This is a genomic window from Corynebacterium sp. HMSC064H12 (assembly GCF_001809925.1).
GTDB lineage: Bacteria > Actinomycetota > Actinomycetes > Mycobacteriales > Mycobacteriaceae > Corynebacterium > Corynebacterium jeikeium_D.
Genome location: NZ_KV799352.1, coordinates 218,421 through 234,561, shown reverse-complemented (window position 1 = coordinate 234,561; position 16,141 = coordinate 218,421). Strand labels below are relative to the sequence as shown.

Annotated in this window: 16 protein-coding genes; 10 read left to right on the top strand and 6 right to left on the bottom strand. The window is 59.6% G+C overall.

Annotated elements, in window-relative coordinates:
* The first annotated feature begins 11 nt into the window (after positions 1-11).
* The 4 genes from HMPREF2681_RS08690 to HMPREF2681_RS08675 all read left to right on the top strand — a co-directional run bounded on the left by HMPREF2681_RS08690 (position 12) and on the right by HMPREF2681_RS08675 (position 3,276).
* On the top strand, positions 12-839 hold the full coding sequence (locus tag HMPREF2681_RS08690; protein WP_048732866.1) for an LOG family protein: 828 nt from the start codon (positions 12-14) through the stop codon (positions 837-839).
* Between the two features lie 45 nt (positions 840-884).
* The gene (gene folP, locus HMPREF2681_RS08685; protein WP_070546831.1) at positions 885-1,697 is read left to right on the top strand and encodes a dihydropteroate synthase; all 813 of its coding nucleotides are present in this window, start codon (positions 885-887) and stop codon (positions 1,695-1,697) included.
* A 222-nt stretch (positions 1,698-1,919) separates the two neighbouring features.
* Positions 1,920-2,087 (top strand): DUF3117 domain-containing protein, encoded by a 168-nt coding sequence (locus HMPREF2681_RS08680; protein ID WP_005509573.1) that lies wholly within the window; start codon positions 1,920-1,922, stop codon positions 2,085-2,087.
* A gap of 313 nt (positions 2,088-2,400) precedes the next feature.
* On the top strand, positions 2,401-3,276 hold the full coding sequence (locus tag HMPREF2681_RS08675) for a methyltransferase domain-containing protein (protein ID WP_048732862.1): 876 nt from the start codon (positions 2,401-2,403) through the stop codon (positions 3,274-3,276).
* Positions 3,277-3,279: 3 nt separating this feature from the next.
* Here the strand turns inward: HMPREF2681_RS08675 and budA are convergent, their stop codons facing one another.
* From budA to glgA, 3 genes are all read right to left on the bottom strand, one after another.
* The gene (gene budA / locus HMPREF2681_RS08670; RefSeq protein WP_082149769.1) at positions 3,280-4,029 is read right to left on the bottom strand and encodes an acetolactate decarboxylase; all 750 of its coding nucleotides are present in this window, start codon (positions 4,027-4,029) and stop codon (positions 3,280-3,282) included.
* 142 nt (positions 4,030-4,171) lie between these two features.
* Positions 4,172-5,695 (bottom strand): glycoside hydrolase family 5 protein, encoded by a 1,524-nt coding sequence (locus HMPREF2681_RS08665; RefSeq protein WP_070546829.1) that lies wholly within the window; start codon positions 5,693-5,695, stop codon positions 4,172-4,174.
* A gap of 202 nt (positions 5,696-5,897) precedes the next feature.
* A complete protein-coding gene (gene glgA / locus HMPREF2681_RS08660) occupies positions 5,898-7,094 on the bottom strand; it encodes a glycogen synthase (RefSeq protein WP_070546826.1) in 1,197 nt (398 codons plus the stop codon).
* Between the two features lie 112 nt (positions 7,095-7,206).
* Between glgA and glgC the strand changes: the two genes are divergently transcribed.
* The gene (glgC, locus tag HMPREF2681_RS08655) at positions 7,207-8,424 is read left to right on the top strand and encodes a glucose-1-phosphate adenylyltransferase (protein WP_042388575.1); all 1,218 of its coding nucleotides are present in this window, start codon (positions 7,207-7,209) and stop codon (positions 8,422-8,424) included.
* Between the two features lie 338 nt (positions 8,425-8,762).
* Here glgC and HMPREF2681_RS08650 read toward each other — a convergent pair whose 3' ends face one another.
* Entirely contained in the window at positions 8,763-9,437 is a 675-nt protein-coding gene (locus tag HMPREF2681_RS08650; protein WP_049193703.1) for an O-methyltransferase, read from the bottom strand.
* Positions 9,438-9,595: 158 nt separating this feature from the next.
* Here HMPREF2681_RS08650 and sigE point away from each other — a divergent pair, with 158 nt between their 5' ends.
* The 4 genes from sigE to tatB all read left to right on the top strand — a co-directional run bounded on the left by sigE (position 9,596) and on the right by tatB (position 12,676).
* A complete protein-coding gene (gene sigE, locus HMPREF2681_RS08645) occupies positions 9,596-10,249 on the top strand; it encodes an RNA polymerase sigma factor SigE (protein ID WP_070546824.1) in 654 nt (217 codons plus the stop codon).
* Positions 10,250-10,299: 50 nt separating this feature from the next.
* Positions 10,300-10,692 carry an anti-sigma factor family protein gene (locus HMPREF2681_RS08640; RefSeq protein WP_052317810.1) on the top strand — a complete coding sequence of 131 codons (393 nt, stop codon included), beginning with the start codon at positions 10,300-10,302 and terminating at the stop codon, positions 10,690-10,692.
* Positions 10,692-12,011 (top strand): S1C family serine protease, encoded by a 1,320-nt coding sequence (locus tag HMPREF2681_RS08635; protein WP_049189281.1) that lies wholly within the window; start codon positions 10,692-10,694, stop codon positions 12,009-12,011. The genes HMPREF2681_RS08640 and HMPREF2681_RS08635 overlap by 1 nt, the downstream gene beginning before the upstream one ends.
* Before the next feature lie 110 nt (positions 12,012-12,121).
* Positions 12,122-12,676, top strand: a complete 555-nt coding sequence (gene tatB, locus HMPREF2681_RS08630; protein ID WP_070429355.1) for a Sec-independent protein translocase protein TatB — start codon at positions 12,122-12,124, stop codon at positions 12,674-12,676.
* A 244-nt stretch (positions 12,677-12,920) separates the two neighbouring features.
* Here tatB and HMPREF2681_RS08625 read toward each other — a convergent pair whose 3' ends face one another.
* Positions 12,921-14,054, bottom strand: a complete 1,134-nt coding sequence (locus tag HMPREF2681_RS08625) for an Mrp/NBP35 family ATP-binding protein (protein ID WP_049193006.1) — start codon at positions 14,052-14,054, stop codon at positions 12,921-12,923.
* Between the two features lie 319 nt (positions 14,055-14,373).
* Here HMPREF2681_RS08625 and HMPREF2681_RS08620 point away from each other — a divergent pair, with 319 nt between their 5' ends.
* The gene (locus tag HMPREF2681_RS08620; RefSeq protein WP_042388577.1) at positions 14,374-14,856 is read left to right on the top strand and encodes a YflT domain-containing protein; all 483 of its coding nucleotides are present in this window, start codon (positions 14,374-14,376) and stop codon (positions 14,854-14,856) included.
* A gap of 43 nt (positions 14,857-14,899) precedes the next feature.
* Here HMPREF2681_RS08620 and HMPREF2681_RS08615 read toward each other — a convergent pair whose 3' ends face one another.
* Complete coding sequence (locus tag HMPREF2681_RS08615; RefSeq protein WP_049190061.1) at positions 14,900-16,123, bottom strand: magnesium and cobalt transport protein CorA; 1,224 nt, start codon at positions 16,121-16,123, stop codon at positions 14,900-14,902.
* Positions 16,124-16,141: the final 18 nt, after the last annotated feature.

The window sequence follows — 16,141 nt, the reverse complement described above, 5'->3', positions numbered from 1 at the left end:
ATTGTGAGGTTATGAAACCTGTACGTACTCCGTCCCCAGCTAAGCGCCGCGCACTCCGCGGCCCAATCGCAATCCGACAGGCGGGCGAACCGCAGGCGTCTACGACCGACCGCAGGCTGTTGTCACACAATCCGAACACGGACTGGCTGCACAACGACACCTGGCGTGTGCTGCGCATTCAATCGGAATTCGTTGACGGCTTTGGTGCGTTGGCGGAGATTCCGCCGGCGGTGACGGTGTATGGTTCGGCTCGTTTGCCAGAGGACAGCCCGTACTACCAGTGGGGCTTCGACCTGGGCAAAGCACTGGCGGAGGCGGGTTACGCGACCATCACTGGTGGCGGCCCGGGCATCATGGAAGCCGCCAACCGCGGCTGTTACGACGCCGACGGCCTTTCCATTGGGCTGGGCATTGAGCTGCCGCACGAGCAGCACTTGAATGACTGGGTCGACCTGGGCATGAACTTCCGCTACTTCTTCGTTCGCAAGACCATGTTCCTGAAGTACTCGCAGGCGTTTATCTGTCTGCCGGGTGGATTCGGCACGCTCGATGAACTCTTTGAGTCACTGGTGATGGTGCAGACCGAGAAGGTGGAAAATCACCCAATCGTGCTGCTGGGCACTGAGTTCTGGTCGGGGCTGGTCGATTGGATGCGCGAGAAACTGGTGGCCATGGAGCTGATTTCTCCGACTGATATGGACCTTTTCCTGGTCACCGACTCCATTGAAGAAGCGGTCGAGTACATCGAGGCCGCGCACGAAAAGTTGATGGAAGAGTGCGAGCCGACCTCTGACGTTCCCGAAAAGCTCCGCCGAGTCCGTCGCTTCAGCGAAAGGTAGGACGCTGTGCGGAGTTTTTATCAGGACTCCGCGGTGCCGACGGTGATGGCCATCGTCAATCGCACCCCGGATTCCTTCTATGACCGTGGCGCGACGGCTGCGGAGGAGGCTGCGCTTGCTCGCGTCGACGAAGTTGTTGCGGCAGGCGCGGGCATTGTCGACATCGGCGGCGTCAAGGCCGGTATCGGTGCAGAAGTAACTGTTGCCGAGGAAATCGAGCGCGTGGTGCCGACCATCGCGAAGGTTCGCGAGCGCTATCCTGACCTGCACATAAGCGTCGACACCTGGCGCGCCGAAGTCGGGGAAGCCGCCATCAAAGCTGGCGCCAACCTCATCAACGACACTTGGGCAGGCCATGACCCGGAGCTGCTGGAAGTCGCTGGCGCCCACGGGATGGGTTACGTCTGCTCGCACACCGGTGGAGCACTGCCACGCACCAATCCGGTTCGCGTGCGTTACGACGACGTCGTGGACGATGTCATCTCAGAAACCGGCAAGCTCGCCCAGAGGGCAGTGGACGCTGGCGTGCCGGAGGACCGCATCCTCATCGATCCCACCCACGACTTCGGCAAGAACACCTACCACGGCCTCGAACTTCTGCGGCGCTGCCATGAGCTCGTGGCTACAGGCTGGCCGGTGCTCATGGCGCTGTCGAATAAGGACTTCGTCGGTGAGACTTTGGACCGCCCGGTCGAGCAGCGTGTGCCCGGCACCTTGGCTGCGACCGCCCATGCGGCAGCTGCCGGTGTTGCGGTGTTCCGTTCGCATCAGGTGTCCGAAACTCTTGATGTCTGCCGTATGACTCTGGCTATTTCCGGTGATTTTGCACCACTGCATCCGGTGCGTGGGCTGGTGTAAGGGGCGTAGTTTGAGGCGCTTCACCCATGCCGCTGCGTGAAACAAAGGACTATGATGAAGAGAAGTAGTCGAAATGCCGACAGGGATTCTAAACCGGGATCTTGAGCCGGGGTCTTAGACCGGGGTCTTGAACCGGGATTGTCAATCTCCTGGCTACCACAGCCGAGCTGGGGTGGCTGGTCGTCTCCTGCATCGACATTGTCTTAGAACGAAGGAGTTCACATGGCAGCAATGAAGCCGCGTACCGGTGATGGTCCGCTGGAGGCAGTTAAAGAGGGCAAGAAGATTGTGATGCGCGTCCCCGCAGATGGTGGTGGGCGCCTGGTGGTGGAACTGTCCCCGGAGGAAGCCAAGGAGCTCGGTGCAGAGCTTGTAGCAGTAGTGGAGTAGCAGAGTAGTGGGGTATCGGGTAGAGGCCGGGTAGAGGCGAGCCTGTCCGGTTTTGACCCAGCGGCGACCTACACAGGTGGTGTAGGTCGCCTTTTCTTCTTCAGGTGATAACGGCTCGAATGGAGGGGTTATGAACAAAAAGTACGGGCTGCAAATGTGAAACTGTGGGAGTTTATGACACTTTCAAGCCAGTTTTCGGGCAATTTTTGTCATAAACGTAGTCAGTAACTCGCATTGGAGTTACTTGGCTGAGCTCGTCACGGGCTAAGATAGTGAAAATTATTTTTCTAGCTCAGTTTGAGGAGTGACCGACGTGCTAGCTGACATCATTGATGTGCTTGCTGACCCCATCGATGGCACTGATTTGAAGTTTGGTGATGCCGAACGAATGACTCTGAAGTCCGAATCCGGACATAGCTATGATGTCGCCCGCCAGGGTTACGTTACGCTCGCCGGTGGGGCTGGTCTGCGCTACACCGGCGATGACGCCAAGATGATTACCGCTCGAGAGGAGTTTCTCTCTGGTGGCCACTATGCTCCATTCGTTGAGGCAGTTACAGGTAACGTCCAGGACGTGCTTGACGACGCAAACGTGTCCGAGGCCGCCAGCCCAGTCATCTGCGAAGTCGGTGCGGGCACTGGTTACTACCTCGCACACACGCTGGACAGCATTCCCAATTCCCGTGGTGTAGGCATTGATGTGTCTGTGCCGGCCGCCAAGCACCTGGCCAAGAGTCACCCGCGACTCGGTGCGGTTGTGGCCGATGCGTGGGCGCGTTTGCCGCTGCGTGATGGTTCCATCGATGCGCTTACGGTCGTCTTCGCACCTCGCAACGCGGAGGAGTTCGCTCGCGTGCTCAAGCCGGGCGGCCAGGTCGTGGTTCTGACGGCCACTACTGGTCATTTGGGCGAGCTTCGTGAGCCACTGGGCATCATCGATGTCGAGCGCGGCAAGGTCGAGCGCATGATTTCCCAGGCAGAGGGGCACCTCGTGCCTGTTGGCGACCCGGAGCTGGTGGAGTTCGGTATGAACCTCAACCAGGGTGCAATCGCCGCGCAGATCGGTATGAGCCCGTCGGCACGCCATATTCACCCGGAGGTGCTGCAGGAACGCATTGCGGCGCTACCTGCAGAGATGCACGTCACCGCCCGTGCCTACGTCACTCGTCTTGGCCGCCCGGGAGACTAGCGTTTACTCCTTGATCTCGGTTTTGTGAATCTGCTCGTCCAGGTCTTCCGGATCCAGGTCAGCATCCGAGAATTCCGCCGTTAGCGGAAGGCGAAGCTGCAGGTCAGTGCCCGGGCACAACTCGATAGTGCCCGAGCGCAGCTTAAAGTCCAGCACATGCCCGCCGCCGGTGCCGCCTTCCGCGAGGAAGTGCACGTGACAGCCGGGCACCGAAATTCCCTTCTCGTACACCGGCGTGCGGAAGCCCGCAATCGTGCCCCGCAGGTTCTCGAAATCAACCGACGCGTCTTCTTCCGTCGCATCAACCATCTTCTGATACGGCTTTTCCTGCTTTACGACGGTTCGAGTCTTCACCCACTCAAATTCGCCGGTAATCCGCAGTGCGTACATAAAATTTTGGCTCGGCACCAGGGAATCGATGATGGGACTAATTTCCTTGCGAGTTAGGTTTTCCGGCGCATCCATCACCGTGTGGGGAACGAAGTTGGTCACCACCGTGTAGGGGCTGCGCTGATCCATGGTGGCCCGGGTTGCGGAGCCGTCGTGACGCACCTGCCAGCAGACCCCGTCGAGGATTACCATTTCGCCATCGAGGCCGTCGAAGGTACCGATGCCGAAGTTTCCATGACCAAGGATTTCGCCAATGGTCATCTCGCCGTCGTAGATGCCATCGAGCAGTGCGGACATCAGTGAGTTTTGGAAAATTGTGTGTCGGACCGTTGGAAAATTCTCGTGAGTGGTCATGGAAGCCATTATATTCGCGATATTTGTAGCCCAAGCTGGGGCGGGTCGTCTGTTAGATGTCCGATCGGCTTGTGGGTAAGGAAATCGTGGCAAGAAAAACGCCCTGCGGAAAAATCCACAGGGCGCGATTTGGTGAATCGAGCGGTTGGTTCTACTTCGGCTGGATGGTGACTGTCACTTGGTCAGCAGTGGAGACGATATGAACGGTCTGGCCATCGGCAGCGACAGTGGCGTGACCGCCTTCGACATTCACTGTGAACCCATTCGGGAAGTTGATCGAGGGCACAACGAGCTCGCTGGTGGAACCAGGTGCGAAAACTCCGGTGCCGTCGACGCGGTTATTGTTCCAGCTGGCCTGGTAGACACGGGTGTCGCGGTTCCAGTCGGTAGCTTGCGGGGTGCCTGCGACCGCTCGCAGGTGTGGAGCGGCGAGGATGGTCATCTTGTCGCGGTTGAAGGCATCGGCACCTACAGGTCCTGGAACAGTAGGGTCGAAGACCATGCCCTGTTCCTTCTGGTTCTGCGTCGTCGGGTCGTTGCATCCGCAGTAGGACCAGTACTGCCAGCCGACCATGTGGCGGCGGGCAAGCGAAATTACGCCATTGAGGGTATCGGCATCGTCGGTCGCACCGAACTCGGACAGCAGTGTGGCCGAGCCGTTACCGGATGAGACGATTTCCGCATTGTCGAAGGTACGACCATCGAAGAAGTCACAGCCCGTGTAGGTGTTGAACAGGGCATTCGTGGTGCAGTAGACATGCCAGCTGAGGGCCGTACCAGCGGTTTCAGGAACCTCCGGGGCTGCCGGATTCGTGTTCAATCCGGTGTTCCACATGGAGTAGGGCTCGTAGTGGACAATAGCGTCCGGGTCCTTGTCGACAATCTGATTGGCAGCCTTCTGGTGCAGTTCATCGAGCTTTTCCTTAGCCGGGCCGCAGTCGCCGAGAGCCAGATAGCACAGTGGGTATGCGGAGCCTGGCCACGGTTCATTTATGATGTCGTAGCCCATCAGTCCCGGCATGTCGCCAAGGCGTTTGGCGACATGGCCCCACATGGCTGCGTAACGCTCCTGCAACCCAACGCCGCCTGGCCCTTCGCGGTTATTCAGGAAGTTGTCGTATGCCCTAATGAGTCCGATATTGAGAGCCTGGTTAGCGGGGAAGCCAACCTTTAAGAGGCTGGGAACCCCGTCGTCAATGACAGCCCAATCCGGGGCAAATTCGCCTTCGAACTTCTCGTTGTACATGTCCTGGTGGGCATCGACCAAGACCGCGATTCCACGCTCAGTGAGCATGGAGATAGTGCGGGCAATGGAATCCAGGTATTCGTCGTTGTACTCGCCGGGCTTTGGCTCTACTGCTTTCCAGATAATGCCGACTCGCATGGAGTCGAAGCCCTGCTGCACGAGCCAGTCAGCATCGTCCTCGTTAAAGCCTCCGGCCTCTGGGGTGTAAGGATCGTGCTTGTAGACGATGTTCGATCCCTGAGTGAGGAAAGCACGGCCGTCACCGTCGGTAAACCAGCGACCGGACTGTCCAAGGGGACCACGCTCGGTGATGGTAGCGGTACTAGGGGATGGGGCTACTTCTGTAGCGAGCGCCTGATGCGGTACTGCACCCGCTAGCGCTATGGCAATGGCGGCACCAACTGCTGCCACCTTCTTAGTGAATCTCATACTCAGTATGCTATTGACCAGGAATGATAAATTCAGCCAAAACTTAAATTAGGTTTAGGAAAGTGGGCAAAGGCATAAGTAAATGTCCTGAACGGGGTTAGTAAAAAGGCTAAAAAAGGCCCACCGCTTCCTTCTCGGAAGCGATGGGCCTTATGAGGAGACTCCGTTCGCCGCGCATCCGTGGCGTCTCGCAGACAGCCAGCTACATCAAAGACTTATAGACCTCGACGGTCTGCTGAGCGATGTTCTCCCAGCTAAACACATCTTCAGCGCGCTTCTTACCCGCCTGGCCAACCTTGGCAGCGCGGTCGCGGTCGGCGACCATGTTGTTGACAGCGGCAGCGATGCCTCGTTCGAAGCCCTCCGGATCGGACTCGTCGTAGTGAACCAGAGTGCCGGTTTCACCATCGACGACAACCTCCGGAATACCGCCGACATCAGAGGCGACAACGGCGGTGCCACAGGCCATAGCCTCGAGGTTAACGATGCCCAGCGGCTCGTAGATGGACGGGCAGACGAAGGAATCCGCGGCCGTCAGAATCTCCTGGATCTTCTCCTTCGGCAGCATGTCCTGCACCCAGAAAATGCCATCGCGCTTCTCCTGGAGGTCATGGACGAGCTGCTCAGTCTCCTTCGCGATTTCCGGGGTGTCCGGAGCGCCGGCGCACAGAACGAGCTGCACACCGTCGTCGAAAAGCGATGCGGCCTTGACCAAATGAGCGACACCCTTCTGACGGGTGATGCGGCCGACGAACGCGACCATCGGGCGAGACGGGTCAACGCCGAGCTCCTCCAGGACAGACCAGCCGTTCTGTTCCTTGGACTCTTCCCACGTCGGGCGCGGGTACCACAGCTCGGTGTCGATACCGTTCAGGACAACGTGGACCTTGTCGGGGGAGATACGCGGGTAGGCATCCAGGATGGCGTCCTTCATGCGCGCGGAAACAGCAATGACAGCGTCTGCGTACTCCATAGCATTTCGCTCGGACCAGCTGGAAACGTCGTAACCGCCGCCAAGCTGCTCGCGCTTCCATGGGCGGTGCGGCTCCAGTGAGTGCGCGGTTGCCACATGCGGAATGCCCTTGAGCAGACCAGTGAGGTGACCGCCCAGGCCCGAGTACCACGTGTGAGAGTGGACGACATCAATGTCGGTTGCCGCGGCGGCATTTGCCATGCGCAACCCCGTGGACAGCGTCTTAATCGAGGCGTTGGCATCCTTCAACTCCGGGTCAACGCCGTGGACATATACATCCGCCTCATCGCGAGGAGCACCCATGCAGTGCACATCGACGTCAACGCCGTCGAGGCCGCGCATGAAACGAGTCAGTTCAGTTACGTGAACACCTGCTCCGCCGTAAATCTCCGGAGGGTATTCCTTGGTCATCATGGCAACACGCATAGTTCCAGCGTAACCAGATTTGACAATTTCCGTCGCTTGATATGCCTGGGTGTGGGTAGCGGGGAGGGGAGACTGGCAGCGAGGAACGTAAATCGCATATAGGTTGGTTGGTGTGAGGAGTCAACCACATGTTTTGTCCATTGTCCTTGCCGGTGGCGAAGGCAAGCGTCTCTTCCCGCTGACGGAAGACCGCGCTAAGCCCGCCGTGCCTTTCGGCGGTAGCTATCGGCTTATCGACTTCGTGCTGTCGAACCTGGTCAACGCAGGTTTCTTGAAGATCTGTGTGCTGACCCAGTACAAGTCCCACTCGCTCGACCGTCACATTTCGCAGGCGTGGCAGCTGTCTGGCATCACCGGCCAGTACGTCACCCCGGTGCCGGCTCAGCAGCGTCTGGGTAAGCGCTGGTTCACCGGTTCGGCGGACGCGATTCTGCAGTCGCTGAACTTGGTTTACGACGAGGATCCGGAGTACGTCATCGTCTTCGGTGCCGACCACGTCTATCGCATGGATCCGCAGCAGATGCTGGAGGCCCACATCGAGTCTGGCGCTGGCGTGACGGTCGCTGGTATCCGCGTCCCGCGTTCTGAGGCCAGCGCATTCGGTGTCATCGATGCCGATGACAACAACCGAATCACCGAGTTCCTGGAGAAGCCGGCTGATCCGCCCGGCACCCCGGATGACCCGAACTCGACGTTCGCGTCGATGGGTAACTACATCTTCACTACCTCCGCGCTTATCGACGCTATTAAGCGTGACTCGGAAGATGAAAACTCCGACCATGATATGGGCGGAAACATTATTCCGATGCTGGTAGAGGAGGGCGAAGCTTTCGTCTGGGACTTCAAGGACAGCTACGTTCCGGGTGAGACCGAACGTGACAAGGGCTACTGGCGTGATGTCGGTACCATCGATGCCTTCTACGAGGCCAACATGGACCTGATTTCCGTCCACCCGGTGTTTAACCTCTACAACAAGAAGTGGCCAATCCACACCTTCTCAGAGGAGAACCTGCCTCCGGCCAAGTTTGTCCAGGGCGGTATTGCTCAGGCTTCGATGGTCGGTGCTGGTTCGATTGTCTCCGGTGGTACGGTCCGCAACTCGGTGATTAGCACCAACGTTGTGGTCGAGGATGGCGCGACGGTGGAGGGCTCGGTTCTCTTCCCAGGCGTTCGCGTCGGCCGCGGAGCAGTGGTTCGCCATGCGATTTTGGACAAGAACGTTGTAGTTTCCGACGGCGCCATTATCGGTGTCGATCCGGAGAAGGACGCAGAGCGCTTCAAGGTCAGCGCTGGTGGCGTTGTGGCCGTTGGTAAGAACCAGGTTATCTAGACTGTCTGAGTTCGACCGGCTGCAAAAGGCACGTACCGTGGGGTACGTGCCTTTTTCTTCTAACCCTTTTTGCTACCTAGTTGCTACCTAGTCCAAAAACTGGCAGCCCCAAAAATTATGGGCTGCACGTGTGGCTAAGGGCTTCGCATGTGAATACGGGCATGGGCTGCAAATGTGAAACTGTGCGAGTTTATGACACTTTCACGCCATTTTTCGGGCCATTTTTGTCATAAACGCAGTCAGTAACTCGGCTCGACCCGTCGCCACCAACCATAAACGCAGTCAGTAAGTCGCAGTGGCCCACCGCTGCCGCTAGCCGGCCGGCCAACAGTAGAAAACTACTTCTTCACCAGCACAGTGGTGCCAGCTGCTAGAGGTAGGCGCATCACGTAAGCGTCGTCAAGCTGGAGCATATATTCGTCGGCTTCGCGGGCAGCGACGGTGTCACGGTCAGTGCGTGACGAGTCAGCGACAGTGCCGTCGAGGAGCGCGCCGGTCAGGACGAGCGCGCCACCGGAGCGAAGCAGCGGCCAGGCCTTTTCCTGGGCGGCGCGGAGGATCGCCGGGGCGACGTCCAAGTAGACCAAGTCGTAGGAGTCGGCGGCCAGTCGATCCATGACCTCCAGCGGCTGCGAAGGCAGGAAGCGCTGTCGGTTGGGGCGGATGCCTGCGGCTCGGAAAGCGGACTTTGCCAGAGACTGGTGCTCGAGCTCCGGGTCGATGCAGGTGAGAACGCCGTCATCGCCGAGGCCGGCGGCCAGGTGCAAACCGACTACGCCTGCCGCAGGCGATGCGATGACAGCGGCGGGGTGACCGTCGCGGCGGGCGCTGGTCAGGGCCATGAGCGAGGTCAAAGCGGCGCCGGTCATCGTATCGGGGACGGCAACTCCGTATTCGCGAGCGCTCTCTCGGGCGCTTTCAAGGGCCTCGGAGACTACGGTCGTGTTGTTGACGTGCTGTGCAATAGCGTCACGTGCGGATAGCGGGGTAGCAGAAGAACTCGTTTCGGACACGCTTTATAGCGTAGGAAAAAACTTCGGGCAGGGTAGCGGGGCGCGCCGGTCAGTGCCGGACTAGGTGGGTAAACAAGCCTCAAATTTGTCTGGACTCTCAAACTATTTTCAGGGTAAGGTCACTACAAACCTAAGGTTGGTAAGGAACACTGAACCTCATGCCTGAACGAGTCAAGTCCGAACTAGTCAGCGCAGGCGACAGCCGCGAGGACGCCCCGTCCGCTGATGTAACTGAGCAACTGTCCGGCACCGCGGCTTTTGACGCAGGTGTGGGGGAGATGCCGTCGTGGTCGGAACTGGTCCAGGCCCACGCGGATAGTGTTTACGGGCTCGCTTATCGGTTGACTGGTAACCAGCAGGACGCGGAAGACCTGACGCAGGAAACATTCATGCGTGTGTTCCGCTCGCTGAAGTCATACCGTCCCGGCACTTTTGAAGGCTGGCTGCATCGGATTACCACTAACCTGTTTTTGGATATGGTCCGGCACCGGCAGGTCATCAGGATGGAGGCGTTGCCGGAGAACTACGACCGCGTCCCGGGCACGCTGAAGACCCCGGAGCAGGCCGTCGATGACGCGATGCTCGACCCGGATTTGGAAATCGCGCTGGCTGAGCTGCAGCCGGACTATCGCGCGGTGGTTGTCCTCTGTGATGTGGTGGGGCTGACCTACGAGGAAATTGCCAGCACCCTTGGGCTCAAGATGGGCACTGTGCGTTCGCGTATTCACCGGGCACGTTCCAGCTTGCGGGCGACGTTGGAGCGCCTGGAGAAGGAACGACAGGAGCTGCCGGAGTCGGTCACCGCAGGCTAGATTCCCGCACTCAATCCGCGGGAGCGGCTATTGTGGGGCTAGTTAAATGGGTGCGATTTCTGGAGGTGCTGCAGTCTGTGATTCAGCAGGGCGATGACAAGCGTTTTTTGTCAACGGAGCATCTCGGCACCGAGGCAATTGCCGCTTTTGTTGACGGCGAGTTGTCGGTCGTAGCTGAGCGTCGTGCGCAGGCGCACCTGATGGCATGCCCGGAATGTCGCCGGGAGGTCGCGAAGCAGCGGCAGGCGGCCAAGCGTCTGCGTGATAGCGCGCCCTTGCACATTCCAGCTGAGCTGCGCGCTCGTATTGCTGATTTCGCAGGCAGTTGCGAGGACTCAGAGCCCCATCGGTCGGCGCGGCATCTCGCGCACCGTCCGCCGGAGTCGCTGAGTGCCGCGTTGGAGCAGATTGTTCGCGGTTTTCGTAAAGGTGGTAGTCACTAGTGGGCAAACATCGCTCTTTCGATGATTCCGCGTTTGCCCCGGACTCCGATCGTGCCGCCGCAACTGGCGGGTTACAGCGTGCTCCAGGGCAGAAGCTTGACGACGACACCAGTGCCACCGCCCAAGAGTATTCGCCGTGGCAGGATTCGTCGTCACGCATGACGACGGGGCGTCCAGCCCGCAAACCCGAAGCGAAAAAGAAGCCTCGCCCGAAGACGGCTCCCCGCGTCAGCGCGCGGGAAGTGATTTTTGGCCGCGAGGTGCCGTGGCGTGTGATCGCGGCGTCGTCGGCCGTGGTGCTGCTCATTGGCGGTGTTGGCGGCTTTGTTGGCGGTTGGGCTGGCAAGACTTTCCGCTCGGACTACCAGCGTGTGGAGCTGCAGCAGATCGAGGGGCGGCCGGGCAACGGTGATTTGACTGAAATCGGCAAGGTGGCGGAGGCTCTTCGTCCCGCGGTGGTGTCGATTGCGGTCAGTGCCGGTGAGGTCTCGGGCGTGGGCTCGGGGTTTGTCATTGATGGTGACGGTCATATTTTGACGAATAACCACGTCGTTTCGGCGGTGGCGGACCGGCAGGATATGCAGGTCTCCGTAACGTTTTGGGACGGCGGCAAGCTGAAGGAAGTGCCGGCCAAGATTATTGGCCGCGACCCGAAGACCGACCTCGCCGTAATTAAGGTCGAAGATGTTGCGGGGCTGACCGTGGCGCAGCTTGGTGATTCCAACGCGGTTGCGGTCGGTGACACCGTGATTGCGATGGGCTCGCCGCAGGGGCTCGGCGGCACGGTGACCTCGGGAATTGTCTCCGCGCTTAATCGGCCGGTGCGCCTGGCCGCTGAAGGGACTGACACGGACGGCTACGCCGATGCGATTCAGACCGATGCCTCCATCAACCCGGGTAACTCCGGTGGTCCGCTGGTGGATATCCGCGGTGCCATTATCGGTATTAATACGGTGATTTTCAGTAGCTCGGGTGGCTCACAGGGGTTGGGCTTTGCGATTCCAATCAATTCAGCCGTTGCCATCGCTGAGCAGCTCATTGCCGGTGAGCAGCCGGTTCATCCTGGGATTGGCGTGACAGTGCGCACGGTTTCCAATGGCGCACTGACTGGTGCCGAGATTGCCAGCATCCTGCCGGGAGGTGTTGCCGACCGGGAAGGCCTGCAGGAAGGCGACGTGATTACGGCTGTGGGAGACCGCGCGGTATCGTCCGCAGATGAGCTCACGGTGGCGCTGTGGACTGTTGGCGCTGGTAATGAGGCGGTATTGAAGATCGTTCGCCACGGAGCCGAGCTGGAGGCGAAGATCACGCCGGAGTAGGGGGCGCTGGTTTCGGCCGGTTTCGGCTGGTTTCTGCGGATTTGGCAGATTTGGTGGATTTGGCCACGCAATGCTGCATGCGAGGTGCACTGTAACTAAGGTGGTATAACGTGTTTTCTAATGTTGGCTGGGGCGAGATTCTTGTCCTCTTTATCCTCGGACTAATTCTCATCGGACCTGAGCGGTTGCCGAAGGTAATTGAGGACGTCCGCGCATTGCTTCTGGCTGCGCGCACCGCAATCAATGACGCACGCGATAACCTCTCGGACGAGTTCGGTGAAGACTTCGATGATCTTCGCAAGCCGCTGCAGGAGCTCAACGATCTCCGTCGTCTCAACCCGAAGACCGCCATCACCAGGACGCTTTTCGATGGCGATGACACCTACCTGGACATGCTCTCCGGTAAGCCCGCAGCGGGTGGTGGCGGAACTGGTGCAGCCGGAGCTGCAGGAGCGGCCGGGCCTGCGGGTCAGCAGTACCAGCAGTCCAATACGAACCAGCCAGTGCAGCCGGCTCCGTCGCAGCAGCCGCTCCCGCAGCCGGGGACGTGGCAGGATCCAGTTGCCCAGGCCCGCCAACAGCAAGCACAGCAAACACCACAGCAGCCGCAACAACCTCAGCAGCCCCGTGGGGTGCAGGCCTGGGTCGACGACGACAACCTATAGAGGTTGCAAACCGTTCCCGACCGCAAGTTACTGACTAGGTTTATGACACTTTGAGCACAAATTTTGCCACGAAAGTGTCATAAACCTAGTCAGTAAGTGCACGCAGCCGCTTTGATGGATGCACCACCGAAAGCGCCCACAACACATACGCCCCAGACACCGCAGCCGCAAAAGCAGACGCCCCCTTCCCGGCACCGAAAATACCGGGGAGGGGGCGTCGCTGTGATCGTCGTAAAGCGAAGGCCTACTTCGGAGTTACGCCCAAGCCGAGCGACTTGCCTGCGAGCGACTCGCGACGAACAACCAGCTTGTCAGCGATAGCGTTCAGGGCCTCGCCCGCGCCCGAATCCGGCTTGGACAGGACAATCGGGGTGCCCTTGTCGCCGCCTTCGCGTAGCTCTGTGTCCAGCGGCACCTGGCCGAGCAGCTCGACCTTTCCGCCGGTGATCTGGGTAAGACGACGGGCAACGGTCTCGCCGCCACCTGCGCCGAAGACCTCCATCTTGGAGCCGTCCGGCATCTCCATCCAGCTCATGTTCTCGATGACACCGGCGATGCGCTGGCGGGTCTGCAGCGAAATGGTGCCGGCGCGCTCTGCGACCTCGGCGGCGGCCATCTGCGGGGTAGTAACAATCAGCAGCTCAGCGTTCGGCACGAGCTGCGCCACGGAGATGGCGATGTCGCCGGTTCCCGGGGGCAAGTCGAAAAGCAGGACGTCCAGGTCGCCCCAGAACACGTCCGCGAGGAACTGCTGGATAGCGCGGTGCAGCATTGGCCCACGCCAGACAACCGGTGCGTTGTCGTCGACGAAGTGTCCGATAGAAATCAGTGACACGCCGTGCGCTTGCGGAGGCATGATCATGTCGTCGACCTGGTGTGGCTTTTCCTCGGAGCCCATCATGTGTGGGATGGAGTGTCCGTAGACGTCGGCATCGAGGACACCGACAGACAGACCCTTCGCGGCCAGCGCGGCGGCGAGGTTCACGGTCACGGAGGACTTACCGACGCCACCCTTACCGGAGGCGACGGCGAACACGCGGGTGCGGGAGTCCGGCTGGGCGAATGGGATCACCGGCTCGGAGGCGGTGCCGCGGACGGCGTTGCGGAACTCGCGGCGCTGCTCGTCATTCATCACATCGGTGGTGACGGTGACGTTGCCAACGCCCTCGATACCGTTCAGCGCCTCTTCGGTGCGCTCGATGATGGTGTTTTTCATGGGGCAACCGGCGATGGTGAGGTAAATCTCCACGGCCACGTCATTGTTGTCCGCCACCGAGATGGACTTGACCATGCCAATCTCGGTAATCGGGCGACGTACCTCAGGATCTTCGACCTGCGCCAGGGCGGTGCGAACTTCAGCTTCAGTAATCGTAGACATTATGTAGTGAATCTTATCGTGAGACCCCGCAAGACAAAGAACTACTGACAAAATCAGTAGTTTGCCGCTTCACGACGGTCACAGCGACCAACCCTTCCGGCAAGAGCGGTGGCGGTGGAATGGGCGGCGGACCAGTCGGTGGAACAATTGCCAATCGTCTGACGTTGTCCTTGATAGAACGCCTTTTGGCGATAGTTTTAGCAATATTTTTAGCAACTGAGTCACCTTTTACTGTGACAACAACTGCAAGGGAACGGTGAGAGTACCGATGGCAAATGGGGAAGCGGGCAGCGGTTGGGGGAGCGGCCGGGAACAGAGTATGAAGTCCCGGTTGCCTCAGCGCCAGGTGCCCGAGGGGTGGCCGGTGGGCAGTTTCACCAACTACTCCGACGCGCAGGCGGCGGTGGATTCGCTCAGTGATCGCGATGAGTTCCCGGTTTCCGACCTCACCATCGTCGGTGTTGACCTGATGCAGGTGGAGCGCGTGGTCGGCAGGCTGACTTGGCCGAAGGTGCTCGGCGGCGGCGCGCTGTACGGGCTGTGGATGGGCCTGTTCTTCGGCCTGATTCTGGGGCTTTTCCAGGAGGATTGGGTTAGTCCGCTGATTGTTGGCCTCGGTATGGGCGCCATCTTCGGCATCGTGCTGGCCGCAGTTCCGTACGCAATGCAAAACGGCAAGCGGGATTTCTCGAGCACAACGGAGATTGTTGCCCGTCGCTACGACGTCCTGTGCAATCCCCGCAATGCCGAGCGGGCCCGTGACCTGTTGGCGCAGCGGGCGCTCGGTGGGAATCGCGGGTAGGTTGCTGTATCCGTCGTAAAGCGATGCCTGCCAGAAGCAGTACCTACAGCCACTTGTTGCGGCGCAGGACCCACACCAAAAACGCCACGATGGCAAACATGATGGCGAGGACGATGAAGTAGCCGTACTCCCAGTGCAGCTCGGGCATGTGGTCAAAGTTCATGCCGTAGATGCCGGCCAGGGCGGTCGGGACGGCGAGAATAGCCGCGTACGCCGAGATGGTACGCATATCCTGGTTCTGCTGCAGCTGGATTTTCACGGCGGCGGCGTCGATGAGGGCGGAGAGTCGTTCGTCGAGTCCGGAGACGAGGTCCGCGGCGGCGAGCTGGTGGTCGAGAACATCGGAAAGATAACGGCTGACGTCCTTAGGCATGATGTCTTCCCGCAGATTCATCAGGGAGCGCAGTGCCGGTGTCAGCGGATCGATCGCGTGGCGCATTTCCAGAATCTCTCGTTTGAGGATGTAAATGTCCTCAATATCCGAATCCAAGTTCGGCTCGAAGACTTCGTCTTCCATGATCTCCACGCGATCTTCCAGCTGCATAGCGATGCGCAGGTACGCATCGACGAGGTTGTCCGTCAGTGCCCACAGCACGCCCGCGGGGCCGTAGTCGATGGCGTCGGTGGTGTTCTCCACGCGTGCGCTAATGCGCTGCATATCCGAGCTAGGCATGCCCATGCGAATGGTGATGACGTACTCCGGGCCGATAACAATCATCAGCTGGCCGGAGCGAATAATCTCATTTTCGTCATCCGCGAGACCTTCCGGGGAGTAGTGAATCGAGCGAATAACAAAAACAACGTGATCATCGTGGATCTCAATCTTGGGGCGCTGGCGGTTAGTCAGTGCGTCCTCCACCGTCAGCTCATCCAGCCCGTAAAGCTCAGCGATGGCATCCATCTGTGTCGCGTTGGGGCGCGACAACGACAGCCACGTGAAGCCCTCGCCAAAATTCCGTACCTCGGACAGCCCGGAGAAGTGGTCGTAGGTGCCGGGCAACCGCTTGCCGCCGATGTAGACGCCGCAATCGCGCAGGGCATCGCGCACCGCCCTCGACTGTCCTGTTCCTGTGCTTGACGACGAGCCGTTGGTGCGCGTCACCTTCGAGACAGCCGACTTCGCTGCGGATTTAGCCGCATTCGTCGCCCGAGCGGTTTTACCGGGTTTTCCTGTGGCCGACGGTTTTTGGCTTTGACTGGCCGAGCTAGTTCGCGGATTGCGAGCCTTCGCCGAAGCGCTGATGTTGCGGCTTTTCTCTTCGCCCATTCTGGGTGACCTCACAAT

Coding starts and splice junctions, on each gene's coding strand:
- HMPREF2681_RS08620 (WP_042388577.1), top strand. CDS start 14,374: ATGAAGTCCCGGTTGCCTCAGCGCCAGGTGCCCGAGGGGTGGCCGGTG.
- folP (WP_070546831.1), top strand. CDS start 885: ATGGCCATCGTCAATCGCACCCCGGATTCCTTCTATGACCGTGGCGCG.
- HMPREF2681_RS08680 (WP_005509573.1), top strand. CDS start 1,920: ATGGCAGCAATGAAGCCGCGTACCGGTGATGGTCCGCTGGAGGCAGTT.
- glgA (WP_070546826.1), bottom strand. CDS start 7,094: ATGCGTGTTGCCATGATGACCAAGGAATACCCTCCGGAGATTTACGGC.
- HMPREF2681_RS08625 (WP_049193006.1), bottom strand. CDS start 14,054: ATGTCTACGATTACTGAAGCTGAAGTTCGCACCGCCCTGGCGCAGGTC.
- HMPREF2681_RS08690 (WP_048732866.1), top strand. CDS start 12: ATGAAACCTGTACGTACTCCGTCCCCAGCTAAGCGCCGCGCACTCCGC.
- HMPREF2681_RS08615 (WP_049190061.1), bottom strand. CDS start 16,123: ATGGGCGAAGAGAAAAGCCGCAACATCAGCGCTTCGGCGAAGGCTCGC.
- HMPREF2681_RS08665 (WP_070546829.1), bottom strand. CDS start 5,695: ATGAGATTCACTAAGAAGGTGGCAGCAGTTGGTGCCGCCATTGCCATA.
- budA (WP_082149769.1), bottom strand. CDS start 4,029: ATGGCTTCCATGACCACTCACGAGAATTTTCCAACGGTCCGACACACA.
- sigE (WP_070546824.1), top strand. CDS start 9,596: ATGCCTGAACGAGTCAAGTCCGAACTAGTCAGCGCAGGCGACAGCCGC.